Below are 21,301 nucleotides of genomic sequence, written 5' to 3'. Positions count from 1 at the left end.
AACATTCTCTCATTTAAAATGGATGTTTGAATGGTTTATCCGACACACTACCTTTGATTTTCCCACCCTTCAGATGTACGGAGCTTTTTCAAAAATCAAATATTAGTCCTATAGAAGTTGAAGGTAAAACCATAGGTGATGTTTATTTAAATGACCAAGAGAATCCAGAATATTATGATTCTATAACGCAAGATACAACTAACAAATGTCTTGATGGCTTTAATAAAAATTCCTTGTCTAATAGTGAAAGCTATTTAGTAATTTATGAGAATAAAGAAAACAATTATACCTGGAATATGTGGATAGATTCAAAAGAAGTATTAAAAGAATTTCTTAGGTTTTTCGGTAAAGTTTTAATGAATATACAGCCGGATGAGACATCTGATAATGATGATATACCTTTTTAAAAAAGCAGATTTCATTGTATATATGACTTGTTATAAAATATGGCCTTTTTCAGCCCTGCGCCATTGAACGCGCTACGATAAGATGTAAGCAGGGCAAGTATTCAGCATCGAACCCAAACCTATAATTAACAGATATAAACCCTGTGGCTTTTAATTGCCTGATATTGTGGGGTCAATATTTTAAGTATAAATACATATTTTCTCTACGCCCTAAGACTAAACTAGGACTTACGCACTGTACAAATTTACCCTTTTTTCAGGCTTTTTCGATGCGTCCCCTGACGCATCCTACACGTAGTGTGCGTTCCCTAACGCACAATTTATAGGACTTTCAATGAATAAAATTGATTGCTCATAATTACTGTTTTTTGTCAATGCGTAAGTCCTATAAACATATTTTTTGTAATGTAAATATTTTGACTCTGTAAAGTTTGCCAATAAAATCGTTTATTGGCTTGACATAGGATATATGAGTAGTAGAATCAACACTAAGCAAACCTAAATCTGGGCAAAAATGCTTAAGTGTGTAGAAAACTACTACTTAAGCACGCTATGACTCACCACCTATCGGATAAAACCATTCCGCGTTAGGATGATGAATCAGTGATGCTTTGATTAGATATCAATATTGAGTGAGTTTTTAAGATTTTATGGACAGAAGTCCACCAGATGGCAGTACCAACCTCCTCTAAGCTGGCGAGACAGTCTCCCAGCGAGGGGGAGACATTAGGAGATATTTATCATGCTCATAGAAGACGTTCGCAATTCATTAGACGTTGCCGATCTAAATCAGTTGAAATGCGATTTAAATCATTTACAGCCTGTGGATGTGGGGGAGTACATTTCACAATTGCCGGAAAAACAGCGGGCGATCGCATTTCGACTACTCAACAAAGGGCAAGCAATCGATGTATTTGAATATTTGCCCACAGACGTACAGGAAGAACTGATTAATTCTCTGCATGATGCCCAAGTAGTGCATCTTGTGGAAGAAATGAGTCCCGATGAACGGGCAGAATTGTTTGACGAACTCCCGGCTGGCGTCATCAAGCGCCTATTAAAAGAACTCAGTCCCGAACAAAGGCAAGCCACAGCCACAATTCTCGGCTATCCAGAAGGCACAGCTGGACGGGTGATGACAACCGAATATGTGCGGCTGCGGGAAGGATTGACTGTGGGCGAAGCCTTAAGCAAAATTCGCCGTCAGGACGAAGACAAGGAGACAATTTACTACGCCTACGTCACAGACGATAACCGCACCTTGGTAAGCGTTGTTTCTCTGCGTCAGTTGTTATTTACCTTTCCCGAAGTCTTAATTAGAGATATTTCTAGCGATCGCGTCATCAAGGTAAAAACCGAAGCCTCCCAGGAAGAAGTTGCCCAAATCATGAAACGCTATGACTTAATCGCTATCCCCGTAGTTGATCGGGAAGATCGATTAGTCGGCATTATCACCATTGATGATGTGGTCGATATTTTAGAAGAAGAAGCCACAGAAGATATCCAAAAACTGGCGGGTGTAAGTGGTGACGAAGGGGCTTTATCCTCGCCCGTAGCCACAATTCTCAACCGTTTGCCTTGGTTGCTGGGGATTATGGGGCTATATATTGGTGCAGCCAGTGCGATCGCCCCATTCCAATCTGTAATTGCCGCCGTGCCAGTTCTGGCCGTAATCATGCCAATTTTTTCTAACACTGGTGGTACCGTGGGCATTCAAGCCTTAACAGTTACAATTCGCGGCTTGGGTGTAGGTGAAGTAACACCTAAAGATACCCTAAAAATTCTCCGCAAAGAACTTTTAGCCGGTTCAGGTACCGCCCTAGCTTTAGGAATAACCATGATCCTGCTTTCTCTGATTTGGGCCCGTCCTCAAGAAAGATGGGTGGCTTTAGTTGCTGGAATGGTGATGATGACCAATACAATTATTGCCGTTACACTTGGCACTTTACTCCCAATGGGCTTAAAGCGACTTAAGCTTGATCCTGCCTTAGTTAGTGGGCCATTATTAACAACTATGCTCGATTCAATCGGGTTTTTAACCTTCCTGACTCTGATTTCTTTAGCTTTGAAAGTTTTCCATTTACAACCTTAATTAAAATCTCTCCCAAAGGCTGATAGATGGGGAGTCTTTTGGAGAGATTATTAACAGTTTAATTGCCCTGTCTAAAACTGCCTCAGACAGCAAAAGCCCTAAAACTCCTGTCTTTAAGTTGCCAGAACTTGACAAAAATTCACTTTTTAGCTTAATATCAGGCGCTAGCCAACAAAAATCCTAACTTTTATTTCGGGAACAACCATGACTACAGTATCCCAGATTCAAGACAGCGAATTCGATTTACTTCTAGAATCAGAACCAATATTTGTCATTGATTTTACTGCTCCTTGGTGCGGCCCTTGTCGGAAGATTTCTCCTTTAATAGAACAACTTGCCGAAGCATATCAAGGACGTGTTAAAGTCCTCAAAATTGACATCGATAAAAACAAAGTTGCTGCCAAAAAATATGGAGTTAAAAGTATTCCGGCAGTATTGATTTTCAAAGGTGGAGAAGTGGTAGAAAATATAGTAGGCGTCGTGCCATACGAAAATTTCGTTAGTGCTGTTGAGAAGCATATTTAAGTTACAGCAAATGTTTTAAACTTTGCTATACAAATAGCGAAATTATGTAGCTTTAAACATTTTTTTGGCGTCATCCCTTTACCATTACCCTGCACATCTGTCAATTTGATATAAGAGAGGTGGTATTGTTTTTACTGCAAAGTAAATTAAAAAATTGTAGAGATGCGATCGCATCTCTAGGCCGAGAACTAATAGCAATTTATGCCTACTACCACCTGGAATCGTCATCACATTCTTTCCCTCGCTGACTTCACCACTGCTGAATATGACGCTGTTTTGCAAACTGCTGCCTCTTTTTTAGAGGTACTATCACGGCGGACAAAAAAAGTCCCAACCCTCCAAGGACAGGTAGTGGCGAATTTATTTTTTGAACCCTCCACCCGCACTCGCAGCAGTTTTGAAATTGCTGCTAAACGCTTAAGTGCGGATACCCTGAACTTCGCTGCTGCTACCTCTTCCATGACAAAGGGAGAGACAATTCTCGACACGGCGAAGACCTATTTGGCTATGGGAACTGATATTATGGTGATTCGCCATCGAGAGGCAGGAGTACCACATGCGATCGCCCAAGAAATGGATCGTCTAGGCGTAAAAGTTAGTGTCCTCAATGCCGGTGATGGTCAACATGAGCATCCATCCCAAGGACTACTTGACTTATTTACCTTATGTACCTTAATTGACCCAGCACACCCGCGAATAGAACTGTTACAAGGCAAAAAAATTGCCATTGTTGGGGATATACTCCATTCTCGCGTAGCGCGATCCAATATTTGGAGTTTAATTGCCAGTGGCGCCGAAGTGCATCTGGCAGCACCACCCACCCTGTTACCTAGATTATTTGCTGAGTATCTTGGTGAAGAAGGAGATAAAAAAGCTATTCAAGGGCAGTTGTTTCTCCATTGGCAGCTAGAACCAGCTTTGCAGGATGCCGACTTTGTCATGACTTTGCGCCTGCAAAAAGAGCGGATGACTGCTCATTTACTGCCAAGTTTGCGAGAATATCATCAGCTATTTGGCATTACACGGACAAAGCTACAACTGTGTAAACCTAACGTCAAAGTTTTGCATCCAGGCCCAGTTAATCGAGGTGTAGAAATTAGCTCTGATTTAATGGATGATCCAGAAATTAGTTTGATTCAATCACAAGTTACCAGTGGTGTCGCCGTTCGCATGGCCCTATTGTATTTCATTGGTAGCGGCAAGGTTTAAGAATTCAACAATTTTCTCAGATGATCTAGATGCTCATAGCTCTATCAGGGCATACTAGATGAGGTAAGCACCGCCCGTCTTCCAGCCTGATTAAACGCATCTACTACCCCCTTGGGCAACGCCGTAGTGATAAAATCAGGGGGTAGTTCTCCGGAGTGGCCATGCCTTCTGCGTGGCAACTATCAATTACCACCCAGAACCGTTTTGTTTGCCTGAATTTGCGATCGCATATTTAAACCCCGCAAATCTTTATAACTAGAAGAGACAGAGGAAACAATCCCAGTCCAGAGTTTATTTTTATCTGACACCTATGCCGGAGATTTACCGATGAAAACTCTATCTAGCCTCGATGAAGTAACTAAATATTTAGAACAACATGAAAATTCAAACCGGATTAAAAAATTAGTATACTCTGCTTGTAAAGGTATTTGGGAGAACGATCAAAATACGCTAGACAGGTTTAAATTACAAGAATTAGTTCAAGAATTATTCAGGTTAAACCCAACTATACATAAGTTAAATGATGCTTTATCTAAAGTTGTCAAAACACTTAATAAACAAGCTGAATACACCCTAATTGCCCGGGTAATTTATCATGAGTTGAAGAAGCTATATGTAACGAATGAGGAAACAACAGGAATACTAGTAAATCCACCTAATCAACAAGAACCTATATTTTATCATTCTGGACAAATCTCATCAAATCCTGTAGATAAATCTCCAAACAGTCAAACTAAATATCAATATAATCAGTTTGATTTACGGCAAAATATAATGAAATATACTAACCCACTTAGGGCTAAAATACTTATATTTTCTGCCCTTGACAATAACTTTACTTTCAATGAAGAAGACTGGCTCAAACTGAGAGCAGAAAAACTTGATGATTTACTGCGGAAATTATTTGATACTTGTCCAACTATCAAAGAGCTTGAATCTAAACTAAATAGTACTGTTATATCTCTAGACAACCTGGATGAAAATACTCAAGCAGCCAGTGCCATCATCCAATCCATGCGAAGTTTATATGCTGATATGTTATCTAATGCCAACAAATATCAACCCTTTAACAGCGACTCATCTCAAAAAAGTCTAACAATAGTTAATCCTAATGCTCAAACCGCATTAAAAAGTGATGACAATAGCAATAATACCTGTCAATTTATAATACCCCCTACGAAAGATGCGTTCTAACCAACAATGATGGATTGTAATTTTTGACAATTGTGGAGCAAGGAAAAATTTGGAAATATTGCGGTAATTGAAACAGGAAAACTATGGATGCCACTGAAGTTCTTAAGCGATATGCAGATGGAGAAACAAAATTTATCGAGGCCAACTTAAATGGGGCAAATTTTTTTGGTGCAGACTTAATCGGTATAGCCTTGAATAAGGCAGATTTACAAAATGCTATCCTAATTTTTAGCTATCTAAATCGGGCAATCTTGAATAGGGCAAATCTAATTCGTACAAAGCTAAGTGGTGCGAATCTAAATCAGGCGAGTTTAATCAGTGCCAACTTACATGATGCTGATTTACACGGTGCATCTTTGCAGGGCGCTGATTTGCGTAATGCCAATTTAACTTTGGCGGAGATGCTAGATACTAACTTGATGGATGCAGACTTGCGTGGAGCAGATTTGGCGGGTGCTAATCTAACAGGTGCTTGCCTGCGTGGTGCTAACCTGCGAGAAGAAAAGAGAATGTACTCTGCTAGTCTACGGGGAGCTAACCTACATAAGGCTGACTTGCGGGGGGCTGATTTAACTGGTGTCGACTTAGCTAAAGTTGATTTGAGTGGTGCTAACTTGAGTGAAGCAACGCTACGTTATGCCGATTTGAGCGATGCTAACTTGAGTGAAGCAATTTTGTATAACGCATCTCTGAGCGACACTAACATGAGGGGTGCTAATTTAAAAGGTGCTAACCTGATGAATGCTAGGCTGGAACGGTCAAATCTGATTGATGCCGAACTTACAGGTGTTAACTTACGTGGTGCAATTATGGCAGATACTAAACTGACTAGAGCCAAATTGAATCGAGCAAACCTGAGTTTTGCAAGACTGAATAGAGTTGATTTGAGTCGGGCTAACCTGCGCGAGGCTAACTTAACTGAAGCAGACTTGGTTGATGCCTATCTTGCTAGAACAGACTTGACAGGTGCTAATTTAAGTAAAGCAAATTTGATCAGAGCAGAAATTAGTAGTGCAAATCTGACGGGTGTAGATTTGCGTGGCGCGGTAATGCCTGATGGAACAATTAACAACTAAAAATATAGCATGGGCAATACCCACTATTTTTATGATGGTAGGTACTGCCCAACTACAATTTTCTTAACTGAACCGTATTGACTTATATCCCCATTTTTGTATAGGTTTCACTCCACCAAGAGACTCAGATCCCCGACTTCTTCAAGAAGTCGGGGATCTTTTTGTTCGTAACTCATTTAGTAGGATCGCTATATATGTCTTTTCTTCCCGATTAGCCCAAGAAAATTTCTGATAAGCATATCATTTTAGCGTTTTCGCTCTAGCTCAGGTATGAAGACTGAATCTAATTTTCTCACCGGTGAAGTCCTCCGCTCGCATGAGGACAAAATACAGGGACTTTGAGACGATGGGATCATAGGAGTTGAGCAATAACTTCAAAAAGTTGTGAGGGTAAAAAAGTATGAGACCTATATTTTTGACTGCGGCAGCAATACTGTGCACATTATCTCTAGCTGCTCCCATTCCCGTCAAGGCTGAAAACCCCAATCTCGTCAGACACTTGTTAGAAACTAGAGAATGTTTCGGGTGTAATTTGTCAGGCGCTAATCTCGAAGGTGCTCACCTCATAGGTGTCGATTTGAGGAATGCAAATTTAATAGGTGCTAATTTAGAAGGCGCTAATATAGAAGGCGCAGATTTAACAGGTGCTAATTTGAAGTCTGCTAATTTAACAGAAGCCTTTGCCAGTGGTACCAGCTTCAATAATGCTAATCTTACTAATGCCGATTTGAGCGATGCGAAATTATTTAATGCTCAAGTAGAGGGTGCCGTAATGATTGGTACTAATTTAAGCGGTGCTGATGGGGTTGATAACATTTCTGGTATGGGAGGAGAAAAATAAGGGTTAGAAGTTAAGAGCTTAAAAATGAAAACTCCTAACTCCTAATTATTGACCTTTACTCACCAGTAATCGAAAGTTCATTAACCCAGATTCTGGGACAAACTCCCCCTGGTGTCAACTCCACCTCTTTTTCCACATAAATAATTGAGTTCAAAACTTCCAAGAAATCGCCAGCAACTGTTGCAGACTCAATACTCGTCTTGACACCTTTATTGATTAACCAACCATCAAACGGCAAAGAAAACGAACCTTGTAAAGCTTTAACTCCAGCGTGAAGAGCTTGTAAATCATCAATCAAAATTACATCTTCGGCAGTATCTAAGCTAAATTGCTGCTCAGGAAATCCAGCAGCGAAAACGTGATAAAAATTGGGCCCGACGCTGACTTTAGCCCCAATACTAGCATTACCTGTTGGTTGAGCATTCAGCCTTTTGGCAGTTCCCGCACTGTGGAGAAAGCTTTTTAAAACACCATTTTCTATCAGTGAAACCTGACGGGTGGGAGTACCTTCACCATCAAAACTTTCAGCACCAACATTTGCTGGATGCAATGCATCATCAAAAACTGAAAGTAGGGGGGAAGCAATTTGTTTACCTAAATCATCAGGGTTAGATAAACTTTGATTGTCCAAAATGCTTTGAGCATTAAACAAATTAGAAAAAGCACCCAGCAGACTTAAGAAAGCTTCAGGAGAGAAAACAACTCTATACTTACCAGTTTGAACTTTTTCATAGTTCAAATGGCTGATAGTTTTCTCGGCAGTTTCTTTAATGCAACCATTGATATCCAGAGAATCTAACTTTTGATTGATTCTGAAAGCGCCTGCACTGCGCGGTTTTTTCCCTTCTTCCTCAGTTTTGCTGTACAGATAAACCGATGCTAAAGAGTGAGATTCGGTTCTGATAGCGCCATCACTATTGAGATAAAATCTGTCAATATCTCTTTGCGCCAAACCATTATAAGGCACTCCTTTAATAGCGGGATGAGCGGCTAGAAGTTCTTTTTCCGCTACCAATAATTTTTCTATCAGTTCAGAAGCTGGTGCTTGGGGTGCTTTTTCGTGGTGTGTATTGGGGATAGGAATTGTTGCTTCTGGACTAAAATCAGGGACATTTTCCTTAACCCCAAAAAAACTAGCTTCGTAAGCAGTCTTTAAAGCCAATTCCAATCCTTTGGGGTCTACATCTGTGGTGCTGGTGACACCCATTGTATTTTCTTCATTCCAAACCCGCACAGTAACACCAGAGCGATTTGAGGCTTTGACTTGTTTTGGTTCACCTTGGTCAACCTGCACGCTAGTTTCATCTACTGCTGAACCATAAATATCAAATTTCTTGATACCAAGTTTCTCAGCATTATCTTTGGCGTAGGTTGCAATTTCTTCGATTTTTGGCATAATCAATTTTGGAATTTGAGATTTAACAAAAGTGAGATTTCAAAATGGGATTTTGGATGTGATTATTGGTATATTGATTAAGGCATCTTGGCATTACTGAATGATTAGTAAAACTCAATCTTTCTCTTTGCGCCTCTGCGTCTGGAGCGTGAGACATATACTTTTTCTTAACAATCCAAAATCACGCCAGTTCGCTCAAGTCGGGAAACCCGCCCACGCGACTGGCTCTAAAATCTAAAATTCTCTAGCGTCCGCCGACAGTAATTGAATCAACCTTGATGTGTGGTTGTCCGACTGTAGTGTAAATGCTGCCGCTGACTGAGCCACAAAAACCGGGTGCAAGCTCCAAATCTTGGGAACACATAGAAATTTTGTTCATAATTTCCTTAGCTTCACCGATGAGGATAGCTCCTTTTAATGGTTTAGTAAGTTTGCCATTTTCAATCAAATAAGCTTCATCAACACTAAAGTTAAATTGACCTGTTGCGCCAACACTGCCGCCACCCATTTTTTTACAGTAAATACCTTTGTCCACAGAGGCAAATAAATCTTCGTTGGTGTATTCGCCAGAATCAATATAAGTATTACGCATCCGGCTAGCTGCGGCAAAAGTATAATTCTGGCGGCGTCCGCTACCAGTTCTGGGGTGTCCTGTGCGTACAGAACCAGTTCTATCTGCTAAGAAGTTTTTGAGAACGCCTTTTTCAATTAATAAAGTTCTTTGACCAGGCATACCTTCGTCATCCATATCAATTGTACCGAAGGCATTTTCAGCGCGTCCTTCATCCCAAGCTGTTAGACTTTCGTGGGCAATTTTTTCGCCTTTTTTGTCAGCAAAAGGTGTGGTATTGCGTTCAATTTGGGTAGTTTCTAGCAGGTGTCCGCAGGCTTCGTGGAAGATTACGCCGCCAAAGTGATTGGCCATAATGATGGGATAAGTGCCTGATTCAACGTAATCTGCGTAGAGCATTTTGCCAGCGGATTCGGCTATTTGCTCGGCGGCTTGTTGATAATCCCAGGTTCTCAGGAAGTTGGCATCACTGGTGTTACCATCACGTGCACCAATGGAGGTACGATTGGCACCATCAGCGCAGAGAATGTTAAATCCTACGGACTGGGTGAGGCGAATATCACGAGCAAAGGTGCCATCACTAGCGGCGACTAAAACTTCTTGCCAATCTCGGAAATAACTAGCGCGGCGTGATTGTACGTGGCTAGCTTTTTTATTGAGGGTGGCGGTACCATCAAGAAGGACTTCTCCCATTTCTCGAATGGAACTACACAGGGGTAGCCAGCCATCTTTGCCTCTTTTTGTGGCGTAGTCTCTGAGTAATTCTAGGTTAATTTCGGGGATGAAAGAGCTAGGTGCGGGTAGTTGTAATCCCAGGATGGAAAGACCTTTTTCTAAGGCTGCTTTTAAGCCAGAGAATGAAAGGTCATTGGTGCTTACGTAGCAGTCGGCTTTACCGCGAAATACTCTGACTCCTGCACCTGTGGCTAGACTGGGTGAAATGCTGGTGATGGAGTCGTCTTCTGCAAGACAACTGATATGGTTGCGATGCTCTAAGAAGTATTCAATAAAATCGGCACCAGCGGCGCGTCCTAGTCCCAAAAGGGTAGCCAGGGGAGCTTCCCAGGTTTCATCGAATCGCTCTGGGGTGGAGGAATATTGCAGTGTGGGGAGTTGATTTGAGAGAAGTAGCGTATTTGTAAGCATGGGGAGCCTCGTCTGCTGGCGTGTTCAGAGATTTGACTGAATAAATCCTGGTGTGTCCAGTCTAACAAATCGATGAAATTAGCGATCGCCAGTTAGGCTGTAGGGGTTTCCTCACCATCCTCTAACTGTTGTCGCGTTATTGCACTCAATATTCCATCGTGAAACCGATACTGTTCAGCCGGAAATTGTGCTAAAACTTCTGGATATGGGTACTTTTTTAACACTTGGTAACACCACAAAAATAGAGTTCTCAGAGATGCACAAGTCTGAGGATTAGACAAAACGTGTTCAACTCTAAGGAGCTTGAGTATTTCCCCACCGTCTTTTTTCTCATCAAAACCAGGATGTAAAGCTTTTAATTGATTTTTAGGATGGGGTATAGTTTCGACATCTTCTGGATAATCTGTCAAAGAAGTTCCTAAAACTGTATTGACTGCCTGAGAGTCAGCGAAGTAGTAGGCTTCAATCATGTTTACCAAAAAATGAACAGAAGCACGAGACTTTTGCTCTAGTAAAATATTATCTAGAACCTCTCGATATCGCTGAAAAACTTGTGGCGCTAGTCTTACTCTATCTTGTTCTAAGTCATCCACCAGCAATACATATCCACATGGATTTGCAGATAAATAGTCTCTAGCTGGAAAACCAATTTTTTCTGCGTCTTTAGGAGGAATAATATTACCACTTCCAACCATTCTAATTTCTCGTTGTGGAGAAGTTCTAGGTGATAGCTGTCCAATACGGCTCACAATTTTAAATGTACATATACCAGTTGCCATGAGATTTCTAAATAAATTTGGTAGATGCTGTTCTTCAGTTTGACCTGTAACAAATAATCCAAATTCAAAAAAATAGCATGGCTGGTTGCTAGTTTTATTTTCTCCATTCATTAATTTGAATCCTCAGAAGCAGACTTACTCTGAGGGGCTATCATTTCAGCCATATATAAAGAACCTGTAGCATAATCTTCTAGTAAATCTTGAATTTCTGGGATTTCACTAACTCGTTTCATAATAGTTTGCCCATCGGCATCAAGCTCGGCAGCCAAGATGTTTTTTGGTTCAAATTGACTAATGAGGACTGGGGAATGAGTGGAAATAAAGACTTGTTTATTCCATTTTTCCGTAGCAAGTTTCACTGCTTTGGCAAAAACTGCTAATGCCCAAGGATGTAGGGATATTTCCGGTTCATCCAGCAAAATTAATGAATAGCCATTTGGTTTTTCAGAAAATAAAGCTGTGAGATTAATGAGCATTTGAAGATGTCCATCAGATACTCCTGAAGCTTGAATTGGTTTACGGCGTCTTTTATCTAAGAAATTTGCATAGACTGTGTTACGTCCAGTTTGCTCAAAATATAAGCCATCGAAAGCGGGAAAGCTTTCGCGCATAAAATTTATAATTGTTTTATATCTCTCATCAACGGCTTGTCTATCATGTAGATTCCTCAAAACTGACCATAAATTTTCACATCCATCTTGTAATCTATCTCCAGGTTCTGATTCTGAGCCGTATCGTCTCAGCCTGAATAAGGACAGTCCCCTTAAATGATAAAAACGCGCCAAACGCAGGAATTTGTCTAACTCTAATGCTGTTGGATCACCTGTTCCAAAGCCTACATAACTGGTAAGCGCCAGTTTTTCTGGTTCTCTGAGATTGATAATAGATTCGTCTTTACCTATGCCAAGATGATAAAATGTAGCTTTGTCACTACCTATTGTTCTATTAATTAGTAAATTATTATTGATCTTATTAGTTAGCTTCTCGCCCACAAAAGATTCTATTCTACCGGAAGAAAAGCCAAATGTTACTTCATATTTAGTGGATTCATCTTCTATTTCAATTAATATATTGTCTGTTTCGCTTGCTCCATCCCAAAGTATACCAATTCCATGATCTCTAAATGAAGAAGCTAAATCGACACCTCTGATTGCACAATCTCTAATAAACCAGATTGTATCTAAAAATGTCGATTTTCCGGCTCCATTAGGGCCAAAGAGAATATTGAGAGTGTCTGTTTTAATAAAAACATCCGCAAGGGAGCGAAAATTTTTGATGTGCAAATGATTTAGTTTGTTAGGCATGATAATATTTTCCTGCAAGAAGGTGGATGCCTAAATGAAGTTTACAATAAATATTAAAGAGTTTGGTTAATCTGCGCGATGCTGAAGCCAAAATAATTTGGTAGAATTTCACTCACATCACTAAAGCTAGAGAAAATATGAAATCGTGTGTTTTTCTCTAGCGTTAGGATGATTTTTACTGAATTTTCCGCAGAAGTTTGTTAGTACTGGCGAGGATGAGAATTAACAGCGCAAACTGAATCTGCCAAGGTGCTAAAACTAAGCTGATAATGAAGCTGATAGCTGCAAATACACCCGCAATGTAGGCGATTTCATCGTTGCTCTTTTTGAAAAAATAGCCAGTAACTAAACCAGTAAACAGTGGAATTAAAAAAAATGAAGGCATTTTACTAAACCTCTGAACTAAAAGCCTCACGTTTCGAGATATGTGGCGCGAAACTGTTTTGGGAACTGGGGTTAATTCTACACCTAAGTAGGTTTTAGTTACAATACTTAATTTAAAGACGGGGTGTAAATATTTTAAATTTAGGTAATCATTGGGTAAATTAGCTTAAAATCTATGCTCATGCTGACAGTAATGATCTAGCATATTACTTTTAGACGTAGCATTTTTAACGTAGATACTTGATGCTGAACATTCCTCAACTACTAGCAACTGAACTAGATATCAAACCTCATCAGGTGCAAAACGCGCTGGAACTTTTGGCGGAGGGTGCGACGATTCCCTTTATTGCACGTTACCGCAAAGAGCGTACCGATGAGATGAATGAGGTGCAATTGCGCGATTTAGCTGATAGGTATAGTTACCTAACGGAACTGGAAGAACGCAAATCGGTGATTTTAAATGCGATCGCAGAACAAGGTAAACTCAGCGATGAACTCAAAGCCAAAATCACCGCCTGTTTACAAAAAACTGAGCTTGAGGATTTATACCTACCCTATCGCCAAAAACGCCGCACCCGCGCCACTATCGCTAGAGAAAAAGGATTAGAACCCCTAGCAGCATTTATCAAATCGCTAAATGTGAAAAATGCTGTCACAGCCTCACTTGAGGAAGAAGCAGCGAAATATATTTCCGAAACTCTGGGAGTAAAAACCGCAGAAGAGGCGTTGAAAGGTGCGAGTGATATCTTAGCGGAAGAGGTGGCTGAAAAAGCTGAATTACGTGCATATTTGCGTGACTATCTCCTAGAAGAAGGAGTATTTGTCTCCCGAATTAAAGATGATCATCCCGAAGGTACAACCAAATTTGAGATGTACCGTAACTATCAGATTCGGGTGAAAAATATCGCACCGCACAATATGCTGGCGTTGTGTCGGGGAGAAACGGAGAAAATATTAAACTTTGAAATTGCTTTTGATGAGGATGTAGTACTTTCTTATTTGGAAGCGCAGGAAATTAAAACCAAAGTCCGGACAATTCGCGATTATTACCAAGCAATGCTGAAGGATGCATTTAACCGTTTGATGAAAACTTCCCTAATTGGGGAAGTAATTTCCCAAAAGAAAACCTATGCAGATATTGAGTCAATCAAAACATTTGAAACGAATCTGCGAGAGTTGCTGCTGTCTGCACCGGCGGGAATGAAACCAACCCTAGCCATAGATCCCGGTTTTAGAACTGGTTGCAAAGTTGCAGTATTAGATCAAACGGGGAAATTTTTAGAATATCAAGCGGTATTTCCTCATCAAGCTGCTGAACAACGTAAAAAAGCTGGACAAACCATCAAAAATTTAATTGAAAAATACCAAGTTGAGTTAATTGCTATTGGTAATGGTACAGCTTCCCGCGAGACAGATGAATTTGTCTTAGAAATGCTGCAAATAAGCGACCGAAAACCGATTAAGGTAATGGTAAATGAGTCTGGTGCATCGATATATTCTGCGAGTAAAGTTGCACTAGAAGAGTTTCCTGATTTAGATATTACCGTGCGTGGTGCGATTAGCATCGGTCGGCGGTTACAAGATCCTTTAGCAGAACTGGTGAAAATTGACCCCAAATCCATTGGTGTGGGACAATATCAGCACGATGTTGATCAGAAGTTGCTGAAAAAGAAGTTAGATGAAACTGTAGAAAGCTGCGTTAATTATGTCGGTGTGGATTTAAACACCGCCTCAAAGGAACTTCTCACCTTTGTGTCGGGAATTACGCCAACAGTAGCTAACAATATTATCGCCTATCGCAATCAACATGGAGCCTTTAAAAACCGCCGTCAACTGTTGAAGGTGGCGAAGTTGGGGCCGAAGGCGTTTGAACAAGCGGCGGGGTTTTTGCGGATACGCGGTGGTGAAAATCCCTTAGATAATACAGCAGTGCATCCAGAAAGTTACTCTGTTGTGGAAGCGATCGCCTCTGATTTGAGTGTAACATTAAATCAGGTAACGCAAATTGCTGAAAAACTCTATAAGACCAACCTGAAAAAATACGTTACTGATAAAGTTGGTGAACCCACACTGCGGGACATCCTCAGCGAATTAGAAAAACCAGGAAGAGACCCCCGTGCTGAATTTAAGTATGCCACCTTCAAAGCAGGAATTAAAGAAATTAGGGATTTGCAAGTGGGAATGGAACTAGAGGGAATAATTAGCAATGTCGCCAACTTTGGTGCTTTTGTTGATATTGGTGTACATCAAGATGGTTTGGTGCATATCTCCCAAATTGCTGATAGATTCGTGGATGATCCCAAAAAAGTTGTCAGAGTAGGACAAGTTGTGAAAGTGCGGGTGCTAGAAATTAACGAGAAATTGAAGCGGATTAGTTTGTCGATGAAAGCAGTTAAACAATAACATTTAAATTAAAGTTCGTAGTTAGTGCTGTCTTCACTAAAGTGCTAACTACAAGCTGCACAATATTTTCAAGTTGATTATATTTAACTGAGAAATAGCAGATGACAGTTTATCAAGTTCGCCTGATCAATCAAGCTCTAGGATTAGATCATACTCTTCAAGTACCAGATGATCAATATATTCTCGACATAGCAGAAGCATCTGGTATCCGCATACCCTCTGGATGTAAACAAGGGGAATGTTCTGCTTGTGTCGCCAAACTTATCAGTGGTGAAGTTGATCAAAGTGAACAAAAATTTCTCCGTCCCCAGGAGATACAAGCAGGCTATGTTGTTACCTGTGTAACTTACCCCTTATCAGATTGTACTTTAGAAACCCATCAAGAGCAGGTTTTGTACAAATCATCGCTTTACTATAAACCGGAAGAGAAATAATCTGAGTGATTGTTATAAATCCAGAATTTCCCAGGTTTTGCAATTATTCATAGTTAAAATAAATTCACCTCGTGCAACTTGAAAAAGCTGATGTTAACTTTTTGATTGAAAACACGAGGTGAAAATTCTATTGCTGAACAAGTTGATTCAAAATGAATCGAATTTGTTTTTTATTGCACTGTCGTTTGCTAACAGCGTAAATTCTCCGACCTCCCACGTACATTGCGCGATCGCAGTCAATCAAACCTCTGATAATATCAGTAACATATTTAGTAGGTGGAAGTGGAAAATCCTCAAAGGTGACGAGATACCAAATTTCGTTTAGCTTGCAGTATCGATGATATTTATCAATCATTACTACATCAGTTGGATGTGAAGCCTTTGGCTTTCGAGGTGTATTTTTTGCTAAACAGAGAATTCCCGTTTCAGGATGAACGTAGAATGATGTATATCTATAGCTAACCAACTCAATTTGGGAACCGTAATAAGGCTGACGATAAGGAATACCATCAATTAGTTCTACATACCGTTCAACATAGCCCCACACATGATCAAGAACGTGCTTTCCTGCCATTGTGCTAGCATCTAAACGTTGGGACAGTTCGCTATAAACCTCATTCCAAGGTTCTCCAACTTTTGATTTTAGAAACCGACGCAGTGGGCCGAGATGATCAGAAAGACGCTTAGAACCATTTCTAACTTTGATGATATATGGATTTAATAATCCATCTTCACTTGCTTCTACAGTTAGTTTGTGAAGATTTTTCTTACAGCCTTTTAAACTAGTGGAACTAATTCTCATCCCAGTTCGTGGCCGTTCAATCACAATTTCGCTCAAACGATGTTCGCTCATACCTCAAAATATCTAAATGCATTGGTGGATATGAAGTGGTTTGGGTAAATGCATTAGTGAACATCATTGAACTTACCTCCTTATAGGATTGAGAGCAGCTTTAGCTTAGTACTACATTTATACTACATTACAATAAATGTGTCAAGGGTAGACTAAAAACTTCTTATAAATTGCGAATAAAGTCGCTATCAGACAAAATATAAACAAGGACTTTGGCAAGAATACAAGATATCTGTCGATTATTATCAAATATCAGCCAAATTGTATAGACAAAAAAATCTATCTAGAAAGAGAGGTGAGAAACTAGGATCTAGTTAAAGATAGTTAAAGAAGCTTCACACACTTTCGTTTCTGGTAATTAGGAATAAGGTAAAAACAATGTGGGTAACTTTTTTAACTGCGATCGCTACAGCCTTAAGCCTGTTAATCGTTGATATAGTCGTTCCAGGCGTTGATATTGCTAACTTTCCCGCAGCTTTGATTGCGGCTTTAGTAATTGGACTAATTAACGGCTCAGTTAGGCCCGTACTTTCTGCACTCTCTCTACCGCTTAACTTTGTCTCATTAGGAGCATTTTCGCTGGTCGTTAACGGTTTCTGTTTCTGGTTAGCATCAGTTCTCGTTCCTGGGTTTGCAGTGCGGGGAATTATCGCTTTTCTTCTGGGGCCCGTGATTCTATCTTTTGCTAACACCTTCATTAACCAATACTTGGCAGAAAGGCATCCTGCTTTAAACAGCAGTGGAAATGTCAACAACTCAGGTGAGTTACCATCTAGATAAATATCAATGAGAGTAGAAATGCCAGCAGAATCACGTTTCTACAGTCAATCAAATCTCCTTTGTTGAGATAAGTCACTAGGTGGAGTTCCTAATTTGGCTTTTTCTGGAAAATGTAATTACACAAAATCACACACAAATTTACCGCAAAATCATCATGAAAATTCTCCGCTTAGTTCTTGGTCTGTTAATACCGCCCTTAGGGGTTTTTCTCACAGTTGGTGTTGGATCAACTTTGGTAATTAATATCTTGCTCACTTTGCTAGGTTGGCTTCCCGGTAGTATTCATGCACTTTGGGTAATTACCAAGCATGAAGAGGAAGTTGGTAGTTATTAATTTGGGTAATCGGTAATGGGTAATAGGTAATGGTTGAAGATAAAGATATTACCCATTATTGATTTTGATAGCTATAGTTTAAGCTTTCAAGTTAGATTCAAAATTAATTATCAAGAAAAGCCTGATAATTAATTACAACCCTAGCTATTTAAGAGTTAAAAAGATAACCTCAAGCCAGTCTAGTTGGCACAACTTTGATAACCACCGCAAGGAAATAGCTCCCCTTAAGAAAGGGGGGCTTAATTTTTACCACCTCATTTTGAGGTGGTTAAAGGAAGAAAAATATAACCGAATCCTATTGCTCCAACTGGAGTCTATTTATTAGCAGTCTCTTTTTGTTTGTCAGTAGGTTCTTTATCTTTATCTTTGAAAAAATCAGCTGTTGTTAATAGTAATTCTCTCAAAGTTTGCTTTAACTGGCGTTCTTTTTTCGCTAGGGCCGTACCTGCTGCACCCAGTTGGTCTTCGAGATGCGATCGCTTTTCTTCAACTTTTGTAGCCAAGGCTTCTGCCTGGGGACGTGCTTCATTATACCAGTTTTGTGCTTCATCTAGATAATCTTTAACTTCTCCAGAGCGTCCACCATAGCGTGCGGCTAAGTTAGCTTTAACAATGGCTAGTTGTGCTTGCAGTTGAGCGTAGCGTTTCTTTAGCAAAGCTACTTCATCACTGTCTTTAATGGCATTAATCGCCGAGTCAATTGCACTTTTAGTATTAGCAGATTTGTTTTTACCCGTTGCTTCAATCTCTGCTAACATTCCATCAACTTCTTGCTGGAGTTGTTTTTCTTCACCATCTAATTGGGACTGTAATCTCTTCAGTTCTCCCTGAGTTTTGACAATAGCTTCGTGTCTTTTAGTATTAACACCTTCTAGCGCTCCTTCAATGGAAGCTGTGACTTCTTCTTTGAGTTCGCCACCTTTTTCTTGCAAGTTTTCAATCACCGCAGAAACTGCATCTTTTACCAGGTCACGCAGTTCGCTAGAACCTTCTTTAAATTCAGCCGCTACCTGAGCAACTGCGGATTTAACAATCTCGCGAATATGCTCAGTTCTTAACTGACCAGTAGATTTAGCTTGTTGTAGGTCAGCTTGAATTTTCTCTTTGATATTGTTAGCCATTTTCAACTCTTTGGATTTAACTAATTCGGTTAAAACTTATAATCACGATGCCACATCTGTATTATGGAGTAGTATTGTTTGGATTACCACTTCCTTTAGATAGAAAATTATAGTGATTTTTTTTTAACTAACCGCCAAGACCCCAGGGACGCCAAGAGAAGAAAGATAAATTTTAACTTTCATCAGGTGATTTGTACTGTGTTACCCATGTGTGAGATGATAATCTACTGTTAATAATTGAGAGTCATAATATGTGGCGGGTAAATATCACTTGTTCTGGTGAAGCCTGGAAGCGCTATGGTGCTGACTTTAAGACGATGGTGCAAAAGTATCAAGTTGAATTGATTGCTTCCAAAAAAATGCCAGATGAGACGCGCATCATGGGATATAAAATTGAGGATGTTAGCGACGCTGAAGCCTTTCAGGAAGATTGTGCAAAGTTTGCCGGATTTACATCTGACTTTGAATCTCTCTAGATTGGTTATGGCGCTTATTTCTGTAAATATCCCGGTTAGAGTCAGGAGAGACTGAGTGAAATATCTATTAACATTAGTATTAGTAACGCTGTTGTTATGGACAGGTGCTTTTACTTTGTCGGCTAGTGCAGTAGACACAACCAGTGGCGCACAAATCTTTAGCGTTCATTGTGCTGGTTGTCATATCAACGGTGGTAACATTATCAGGCGGGGTAAAAACCTAAAAAAGAATGCGCTCAAAAAATATGGTATGGATTCTCTAGAGGCAATTTCAGCGATTGTCACTAATGGTAAAAGTAATATGTCGGCTTATAAAAATCGCCTGAGTAGACAGGAAATTGAAACTGTTGCTGCTTATGTTCTTGAACAAGCGGAAACAGACTGGCGATAAAAATTTAAAATCCTCACTAAAAAAATGCAATTACCTCCACAAAGTCGTCTCCAATTCACCCCCGATTTAAACATCTGCCGGATTTTAAATGGAATGTGGCAAGTGTCTGGCGGACACGGACGCATCAATCCTACAGCCGCTATTCAGGCGATGTTTAAATATCTAGATGCAGGTTTTACCACTTGGGATTTAGCAGACCATTATGGGCCAGCAGAAGATTTGATTGGTGAGTTTCGCCGTCAACTGATAGCTACCCGTGGTAAAGAGGCTTTATCTAGCATTCAAGCTTTCACAAAATGGGTTCCTCGACCTGGTAAAATGACAAAAAAGCTGGTTGAAGAAAATATCAATATATCCCTAAGACGGATGGATGTAGAATGTTTGGATTTGATGCAATTCCACTGGTGGGAATATCGGGATTCAAATTACCTTGATGCTCTTAGATACATGGCAGAATTGCAAACTGAGGGTAAGATTAAGTATCTAGCTTTGACTAATTTTGATACAAAGCACCTGCAAATCATTACAGAAGCAGGCATCAAAATAGTTTCTAATCAAGTACAATTTTCCCTGGTTGACCGCCGTCCTGAAGTGAAGATGCTAGAATTTTGTCAACAGCATGATATAAAACTTTTTACTTACGGCTCAGTTTGCGGTGGTTTGTTATCAGAAAAGTACTTGGGAAAGCCTGAACCAAGAGCATTTGATTTAGGCACTGTGAGCTTAAAAAAATATAAAAATATGGTTGATAATTGGGGAGGTTGGCAGCTATTTCAAGAGTTACTTTCTACCCTGAAAAAAATTGCTGATCAGCATGGTGTGAGCATTTCTAATGTGGCAGTGCGTTACATTTTAGAAAAGCCTAGCGTCGGGGGTGTAATTGTCGGCGCAAGACTGGGTTTATCGGCACATCTAGAAGACAACGCTAAGGTATTTGGTTTCGTTCTAGATGCTGAAGATGTGAATTTGATAGATGCGGTATCTCGCAAATCACGAGATTTATATCAGCTAATCGGTGATTGTGGTGATGAATATCGAAAATAAGTGATTTTCTCACTCCTTTGTTGATTATTTAGTTAGAGCTAGACTAAGCGATCGCTCTTGTCTGTTTCCACCCACGTTCTAGATGATGATTCCTGAAACTCAACCCAGTACTACCATTGCACCGGGAAGTCTGCGCCGGGTGCATCACATTGCCCTCAATGTGCATGATATGGAAGCTTCGCGGTATTTTTATGGCACTATTTTGGGTTTGCATGAACTGACTGGAGAAGAGATTCCGGCAACTCTATTAGAACTCGTAGCTGCTGGGAAAGTAGCTAATTTTATCACCCCGGATGGTACGATTTTAGACTTATTTTGGACGCCAGATTTGCTACCGCCAGATGCAAATCCAGAGAGGAGTTTTACTAGGGCTTATCATTTGGCTTTTGATATAGATCCGCAGTTATTTGAGCAAGCTGTTGCCGTGATTAGCTTAAACGAAAAGAAGCCCCACACTCACTCTTAGGAGTGTGGGATGAATTTTTGGGCGACGACGAATTGACCCCCAACTAATTCAAACCATAGGTTTGACAGGACGGGG

Annotated in this window: 23 protein-coding genes; 15 read left to right on the top strand and 8 right to left on the bottom strand. The window is 40.2% G+C overall.

Features of this window, described 5'->3' with window-relative positions:
- The first annotated feature begins 26 nt into the window (after positions 1-26).
- The 4 genes from H6G32_RS24930 to H6G32_RS24915 all read left to right on the top strand — a co-directional run bounded on the left by H6G32_RS24930 (position 27) and on the right by H6G32_RS24915 (position 4,233).
- Entirely contained in the window at positions 27-407 is a 381-nt protein-coding gene (locus H6G32_RS24930; protein ID WP_190463236.1) for a hypothetical protein, read from the top strand.
- Between the two features lie 742 nt (positions 408-1,149).
- The gene (gene mgtE, locus H6G32_RS24925) at positions 1,150-2,499 is read left to right on the top strand and encodes a magnesium transporter (protein ID WP_190463230.1); all 1,350 of its coding nucleotides are present in this window, start codon (positions 1,150-1,152) and stop codon (positions 2,497-2,499) included.
- A gap of 204 nt (positions 2,500-2,703) precedes the next feature.
- The gene (gene trxA, locus H6G32_RS24920) at positions 2,704-3,024 is read left to right on the top strand and encodes a thioredoxin (RefSeq protein WP_190463228.1); all 321 of its coding nucleotides are present in this window, start codon (positions 2,704-2,706) and stop codon (positions 3,022-3,024) included.
- 201 nt (positions 3,025-3,225) lie between these two features.
- The gene (locus tag H6G32_RS24915) at positions 3,226-4,233 is read left to right on the top strand and encodes an aspartate carbamoyltransferase catalytic subunit (RefSeq protein ID WP_190463226.1); all 1,008 of its coding nucleotides are present in this window, start codon (positions 3,226-3,228) and stop codon (positions 4,231-4,233) included.
- A gap of 182 nt (positions 4,234-4,415) precedes the next feature.
- On the opposite strand, the gene H6G32_RS27180 is transcribed toward H6G32_RS24915, so the two are convergent.
- On the bottom strand, positions 4,416-4,541 hold the full coding sequence (locus tag H6G32_RS27180) for a hypothetical protein (protein ID WP_255502649.1): 126 nt from the start codon (positions 4,539-4,541) through the stop codon (positions 4,416-4,418).
- Positions 4,542-4,560: 19 nt separating this feature from the next.
- Here H6G32_RS27180 and H6G32_RS24910 point away from each other — a divergent pair, with 19 nt between their 5' ends.
- From H6G32_RS24910 to H6G32_RS24900, 3 genes are all read left to right on the top strand, one after another.
- On the top strand, positions 4,561-5,427 hold the full coding sequence (locus H6G32_RS24910) for a hypothetical protein (RefSeq protein WP_199328243.1): 867 nt from the start codon (positions 4,561-4,563) through the stop codon (positions 5,425-5,427).
- Between the two features lie 83 nt (positions 5,428-5,510).
- Complete coding sequence (locus tag H6G32_RS24905) at positions 5,511-6,503, top strand: pentapeptide repeat-containing protein (RefSeq protein ID WP_190463224.1); 993 nt, start codon at positions 5,511-5,513, stop codon at positions 6,501-6,503.
- A gap of 400 nt (positions 6,504-6,903) precedes the next feature.
- Entirely contained in the window at positions 6,904-7,344 is a 441-nt protein-coding gene (locus H6G32_RS24900) for a pentapeptide repeat-containing protein (RefSeq protein WP_190463223.1), read from the top strand.
- A 55-nt stretch (positions 7,345-7,399) separates the two neighbouring features.
- Here the strand turns inward: H6G32_RS24900 and H6G32_RS24895 are convergent, their stop codons facing one another.
- From H6G32_RS24895 to H6G32_RS24875, 5 genes are all read right to left on the bottom strand, one after another.
- The gene (locus tag H6G32_RS24895; RefSeq protein WP_190463221.1) at positions 7,400-8,740 is read right to left on the bottom strand and encodes a TldD/PmbA family protein; all 1,341 of its coding nucleotides are present in this window, start codon (positions 8,738-8,740) and stop codon (positions 7,400-7,402) included.
- 244 nt (positions 8,741-8,984) lie between these two features.
- Complete coding sequence (locus H6G32_RS24890; RefSeq protein ID WP_190463219.1) at positions 8,985-10,457, bottom strand: TldD/PmbA family protein; 1,473 nt, start codon at positions 10,455-10,457, stop codon at positions 8,985-8,987.
- Between the two features lie 92 nt (positions 10,458-10,549).
- Positions 10,550-11,347 (bottom strand): DUF4276 family protein, encoded by a 798-nt coding sequence (locus tag H6G32_RS24885; protein WP_190463217.1) that lies wholly within the window; start codon positions 11,345-11,347, stop codon positions 10,550-10,552.
- Entirely contained in the window at positions 11,347-12,540 is a 1,194-nt protein-coding gene (locus H6G32_RS24880; protein WP_190463215.1) for an AAA family ATPase, read from the bottom strand. Before H6G32_RS24880 ends, H6G32_RS24885 begins: the two co-directional genes overlap by 1 nt.
- A 175-nt stretch (positions 12,541-12,715) precedes the next feature.
- Positions 12,716-12,925, bottom strand: coding sequence for a hypothetical protein (locus tag H6G32_RS24875; RefSeq protein WP_190463212.1), 210 nt, complete (start codon positions 12,923-12,925; stop codon positions 12,716-12,718).
- 242 nt (positions 12,926-13,167) lie between these two features.
- Here H6G32_RS24875 and H6G32_RS24870 point away from each other — a divergent pair, with 242 nt between their 5' ends.
- Both H6G32_RS24870 and H6G32_RS24865 read left to right on the top strand, forming a co-directional pair.
- Positions 13,168-15,327 carry a Tex family protein gene (locus tag H6G32_RS24870; protein WP_190463210.1) on the top strand — a complete coding sequence of 720 codons (2,160 nt, stop codon included), beginning with the start codon at positions 13,168-13,170 and terminating at the stop codon, positions 15,325-15,327.
- Positions 15,328-15,428: 101 nt separating this feature from the next.
- Complete coding sequence (locus H6G32_RS24865; protein ID WP_190463208.1) at positions 15,429-15,761, top strand: 2Fe-2S iron-sulfur cluster-binding protein; 333 nt, start codon at positions 15,429-15,431, stop codon at positions 15,759-15,761.
- A gap of 127 nt (positions 15,762-15,888) precedes the next feature.
- Here H6G32_RS24865 and H6G32_RS24860 read toward each other — a convergent pair whose 3' ends face one another.
- Positions 15,889-16,614: a hypothetical protein gene (locus H6G32_RS24860; RefSeq protein WP_190463206.1), complete on the bottom strand. Its 726-nt coding sequence runs from the start codon at positions 16,612-16,614 to the stop codon at positions 15,889-15,891.
- A 378-nt stretch (positions 16,615-16,992) separates the two neighbouring features.
- Between H6G32_RS24860 and H6G32_RS24855 the strand changes: the two genes are divergently transcribed.
- Together H6G32_RS24855 and H6G32_RS24850 are read left to right on the top strand one after the other, a co-directional pair.
- Positions 16,993-17,394 (top strand): phage holin family protein, encoded by a 402-nt coding sequence (locus H6G32_RS24855; RefSeq protein WP_190463205.1) that lies wholly within the window; start codon positions 16,993-16,995, stop codon positions 17,392-17,394.
- Between the two features lie 154 nt (positions 17,395-17,548).
- A complete protein-coding gene (locus H6G32_RS24850) occupies positions 17,549-17,728 on the top strand; it encodes a YqaE/Pmp3 family membrane protein (RefSeq protein ID WP_190463203.1) in 180 nt (59 codons plus the stop codon).
- Positions 17,729-18,042: 314 nt separating this feature from the next.
- Here the strand turns inward: H6G32_RS24850 and H6G32_RS24845 are convergent, their stop codons facing one another.
- Complete coding sequence (locus H6G32_RS24845; protein ID WP_190463201.1) at positions 18,043-18,849, bottom strand: histidine kinase; 807 nt, start codon at positions 18,847-18,849, stop codon at positions 18,043-18,045.
- 251 nt (positions 18,850-19,100) lie between these two features.
- Between H6G32_RS24845 and H6G32_RS24840 the strand changes: the two genes are divergently transcribed.
- The 4 genes from H6G32_RS24840 to H6G32_RS24825 all read left to right on the top strand — a co-directional run bounded on the left by H6G32_RS24840 (position 19,101) and on the right by H6G32_RS24825 (position 21,226).
- The gene (locus H6G32_RS24840) at positions 19,101-19,325 is read left to right on the top strand and encodes a hypothetical protein (RefSeq protein WP_190463199.1); all 225 of its coding nucleotides are present in this window, start codon (positions 19,101-19,103) and stop codon (positions 19,323-19,325) included.
- 55 nt (positions 19,326-19,380) lie between these two features.
- Positions 19,381-19,716, top strand: coding sequence for a cytochrome c6 PetJ (gene petJ, locus H6G32_RS24835; protein WP_190463197.1), 336 nt, complete (start codon positions 19,381-19,383; stop codon positions 19,714-19,716).
- A gap of 24 nt (positions 19,717-19,740) precedes the next feature.
- Positions 19,741-20,760, top strand: a complete 1,020-nt coding sequence (locus tag H6G32_RS24830; RefSeq protein WP_190463195.1) for an aldo/keto reductase — start codon at positions 19,741-19,743, stop codon at positions 20,758-20,760.
- Between the two features lie 82 nt (positions 20,761-20,842).
- A complete protein-coding gene (locus H6G32_RS24825; RefSeq protein ID WP_242046724.1) occupies positions 20,843-21,226 on the top strand; it encodes a VOC family protein in 384 nt (127 codons plus the stop codon).
- Positions 21,227-21,301: the final 75 nt, after the last annotated feature.

The organism is Cylindrospermum sp. FACHB-282, assembly GCF_014697195.1.
In the GTDB taxonomy this organism is placed as follows: domain Bacteria; phylum Cyanobacteriota; class Cyanobacteriia; order Cyanobacteriales; family Nostocaceae; genus Cylindrospermum.
This window is presented reverse-complemented; position numbering and strand designations above follow the sequence as displayed.

Coding starts and splice junctions, on each gene's coding strand:
- H6G32_RS24825 (WP_242046724.1), top strand. CDS start 20,843: ATGATGATTCCTGAAACTCAACCCAGTACTACCATTGCACCGGGAAGT.
- H6G32_RS24880 (WP_190463215.1), bottom strand. CDS start 12,540: ATGCCTAACAAACTAAATCATTTGCACATCAAAAATTTTCGCTCCCTT.
- H6G32_RS24870 (WP_190463210.1), top strand. CDS start 13,168: ATGCTGAACATTCCTCAACTACTAGCAACTGAACTAGATATCAAACCT.
- H6G32_RS24895 (WP_190463221.1), bottom strand. CDS start 8,740: ATGCCAAAAATCGAAGAAATTGCAACCTACGCCAAAGATAATGCTGAG.
- H6G32_RS24860 (WP_190463206.1), bottom strand. CDS start 16,614: ATGAGCGAACATCGTTTGAGCGAAATTGTGATTGAACGGCCACGAACT.
- H6G32_RS24865 (WP_190463208.1), top strand. CDS start 15,429: ATGACAGTTTATCAAGTTCGCCTGATCAATCAAGCTCTAGGATTAGAT.
- trxA (WP_190463228.1), top strand. CDS start 2,704: ATGACTACAGTATCCCAGATTCAAGACAGCGAATTCGATTTACTTCTA.
- H6G32_RS24905 (WP_190463224.1), top strand. CDS start 5,511: ATGGATGCCACTGAAGTTCTTAAGCGATATGCAGATGGAGAAACAAAA.
- mgtE (WP_190463230.1), top strand. CDS start 1,150: ATGCTCATAGAAGACGTTCGCAATTCATTAGACGTTGCCGATCTAAAT.
- H6G32_RS24890 (WP_190463219.1), bottom strand. CDS start 10,457: ATGCTTACAAATACGCTACTTCTCTCAAATCAACTCCCCACACTGCAA.
- H6G32_RS24915 (WP_190463226.1), top strand. CDS start 3,226: ATGCCTACTACCACCTGGAATCGTCATCACATTCTTTCCCTCGCTGAC.
- H6G32_RS24910 (WP_199328243.1), top strand. CDS start 4,561: ATGAAAACTCTATCTAGCCTCGATGAAGTAACTAAATATTTAGAACAA.
- H6G32_RS24900 (WP_190463223.1), top strand. CDS start 6,904: ATGAGACCTATATTTTTGACTGCGGCAGCAATACTGTGCACATTATCT.
- H6G32_RS24850 (WP_190463203.1), top strand. CDS start 17,549: ATGAAAATTCTCCGCTTAGTTCTTGGTCTGTTAATACCGCCCTTAGGG.
- H6G32_RS24875 (WP_190463212.1), bottom strand. CDS start 12,925: ATGCCTTCATTTTTTTTAATTCCACTGTTTACTGGTTTAGTTACTGGC.
- H6G32_RS24840 (WP_190463199.1), top strand. CDS start 19,101: ATGTGGCGGGTAAATATCACTTGTTCTGGTGAAGCCTGGAAGCGCTAT.
- H6G32_RS24855 (WP_190463205.1), top strand. CDS start 16,993: ATGTGGGTAACTTTTTTAACTGCGATCGCTACAGCCTTAAGCCTGTTA.
- H6G32_RS24845 (WP_190463201.1), bottom strand. CDS start 18,849: ATGGCTAACAATATCAAAGAGAAAATTCAAGCTGACCTACAACAAGCT.
- H6G32_RS24830 (WP_190463195.1), top strand. CDS start 19,741: ATGCAATTACCTCCACAAAGTCGTCTCCAATTCACCCCCGATTTAAAC.
- H6G32_RS24885 (WP_190463217.1), bottom strand. CDS start 11,347: ATGAATGGAGAAAATAAAACTAGCAACCAGCCATGCTATTTTTTTGAA.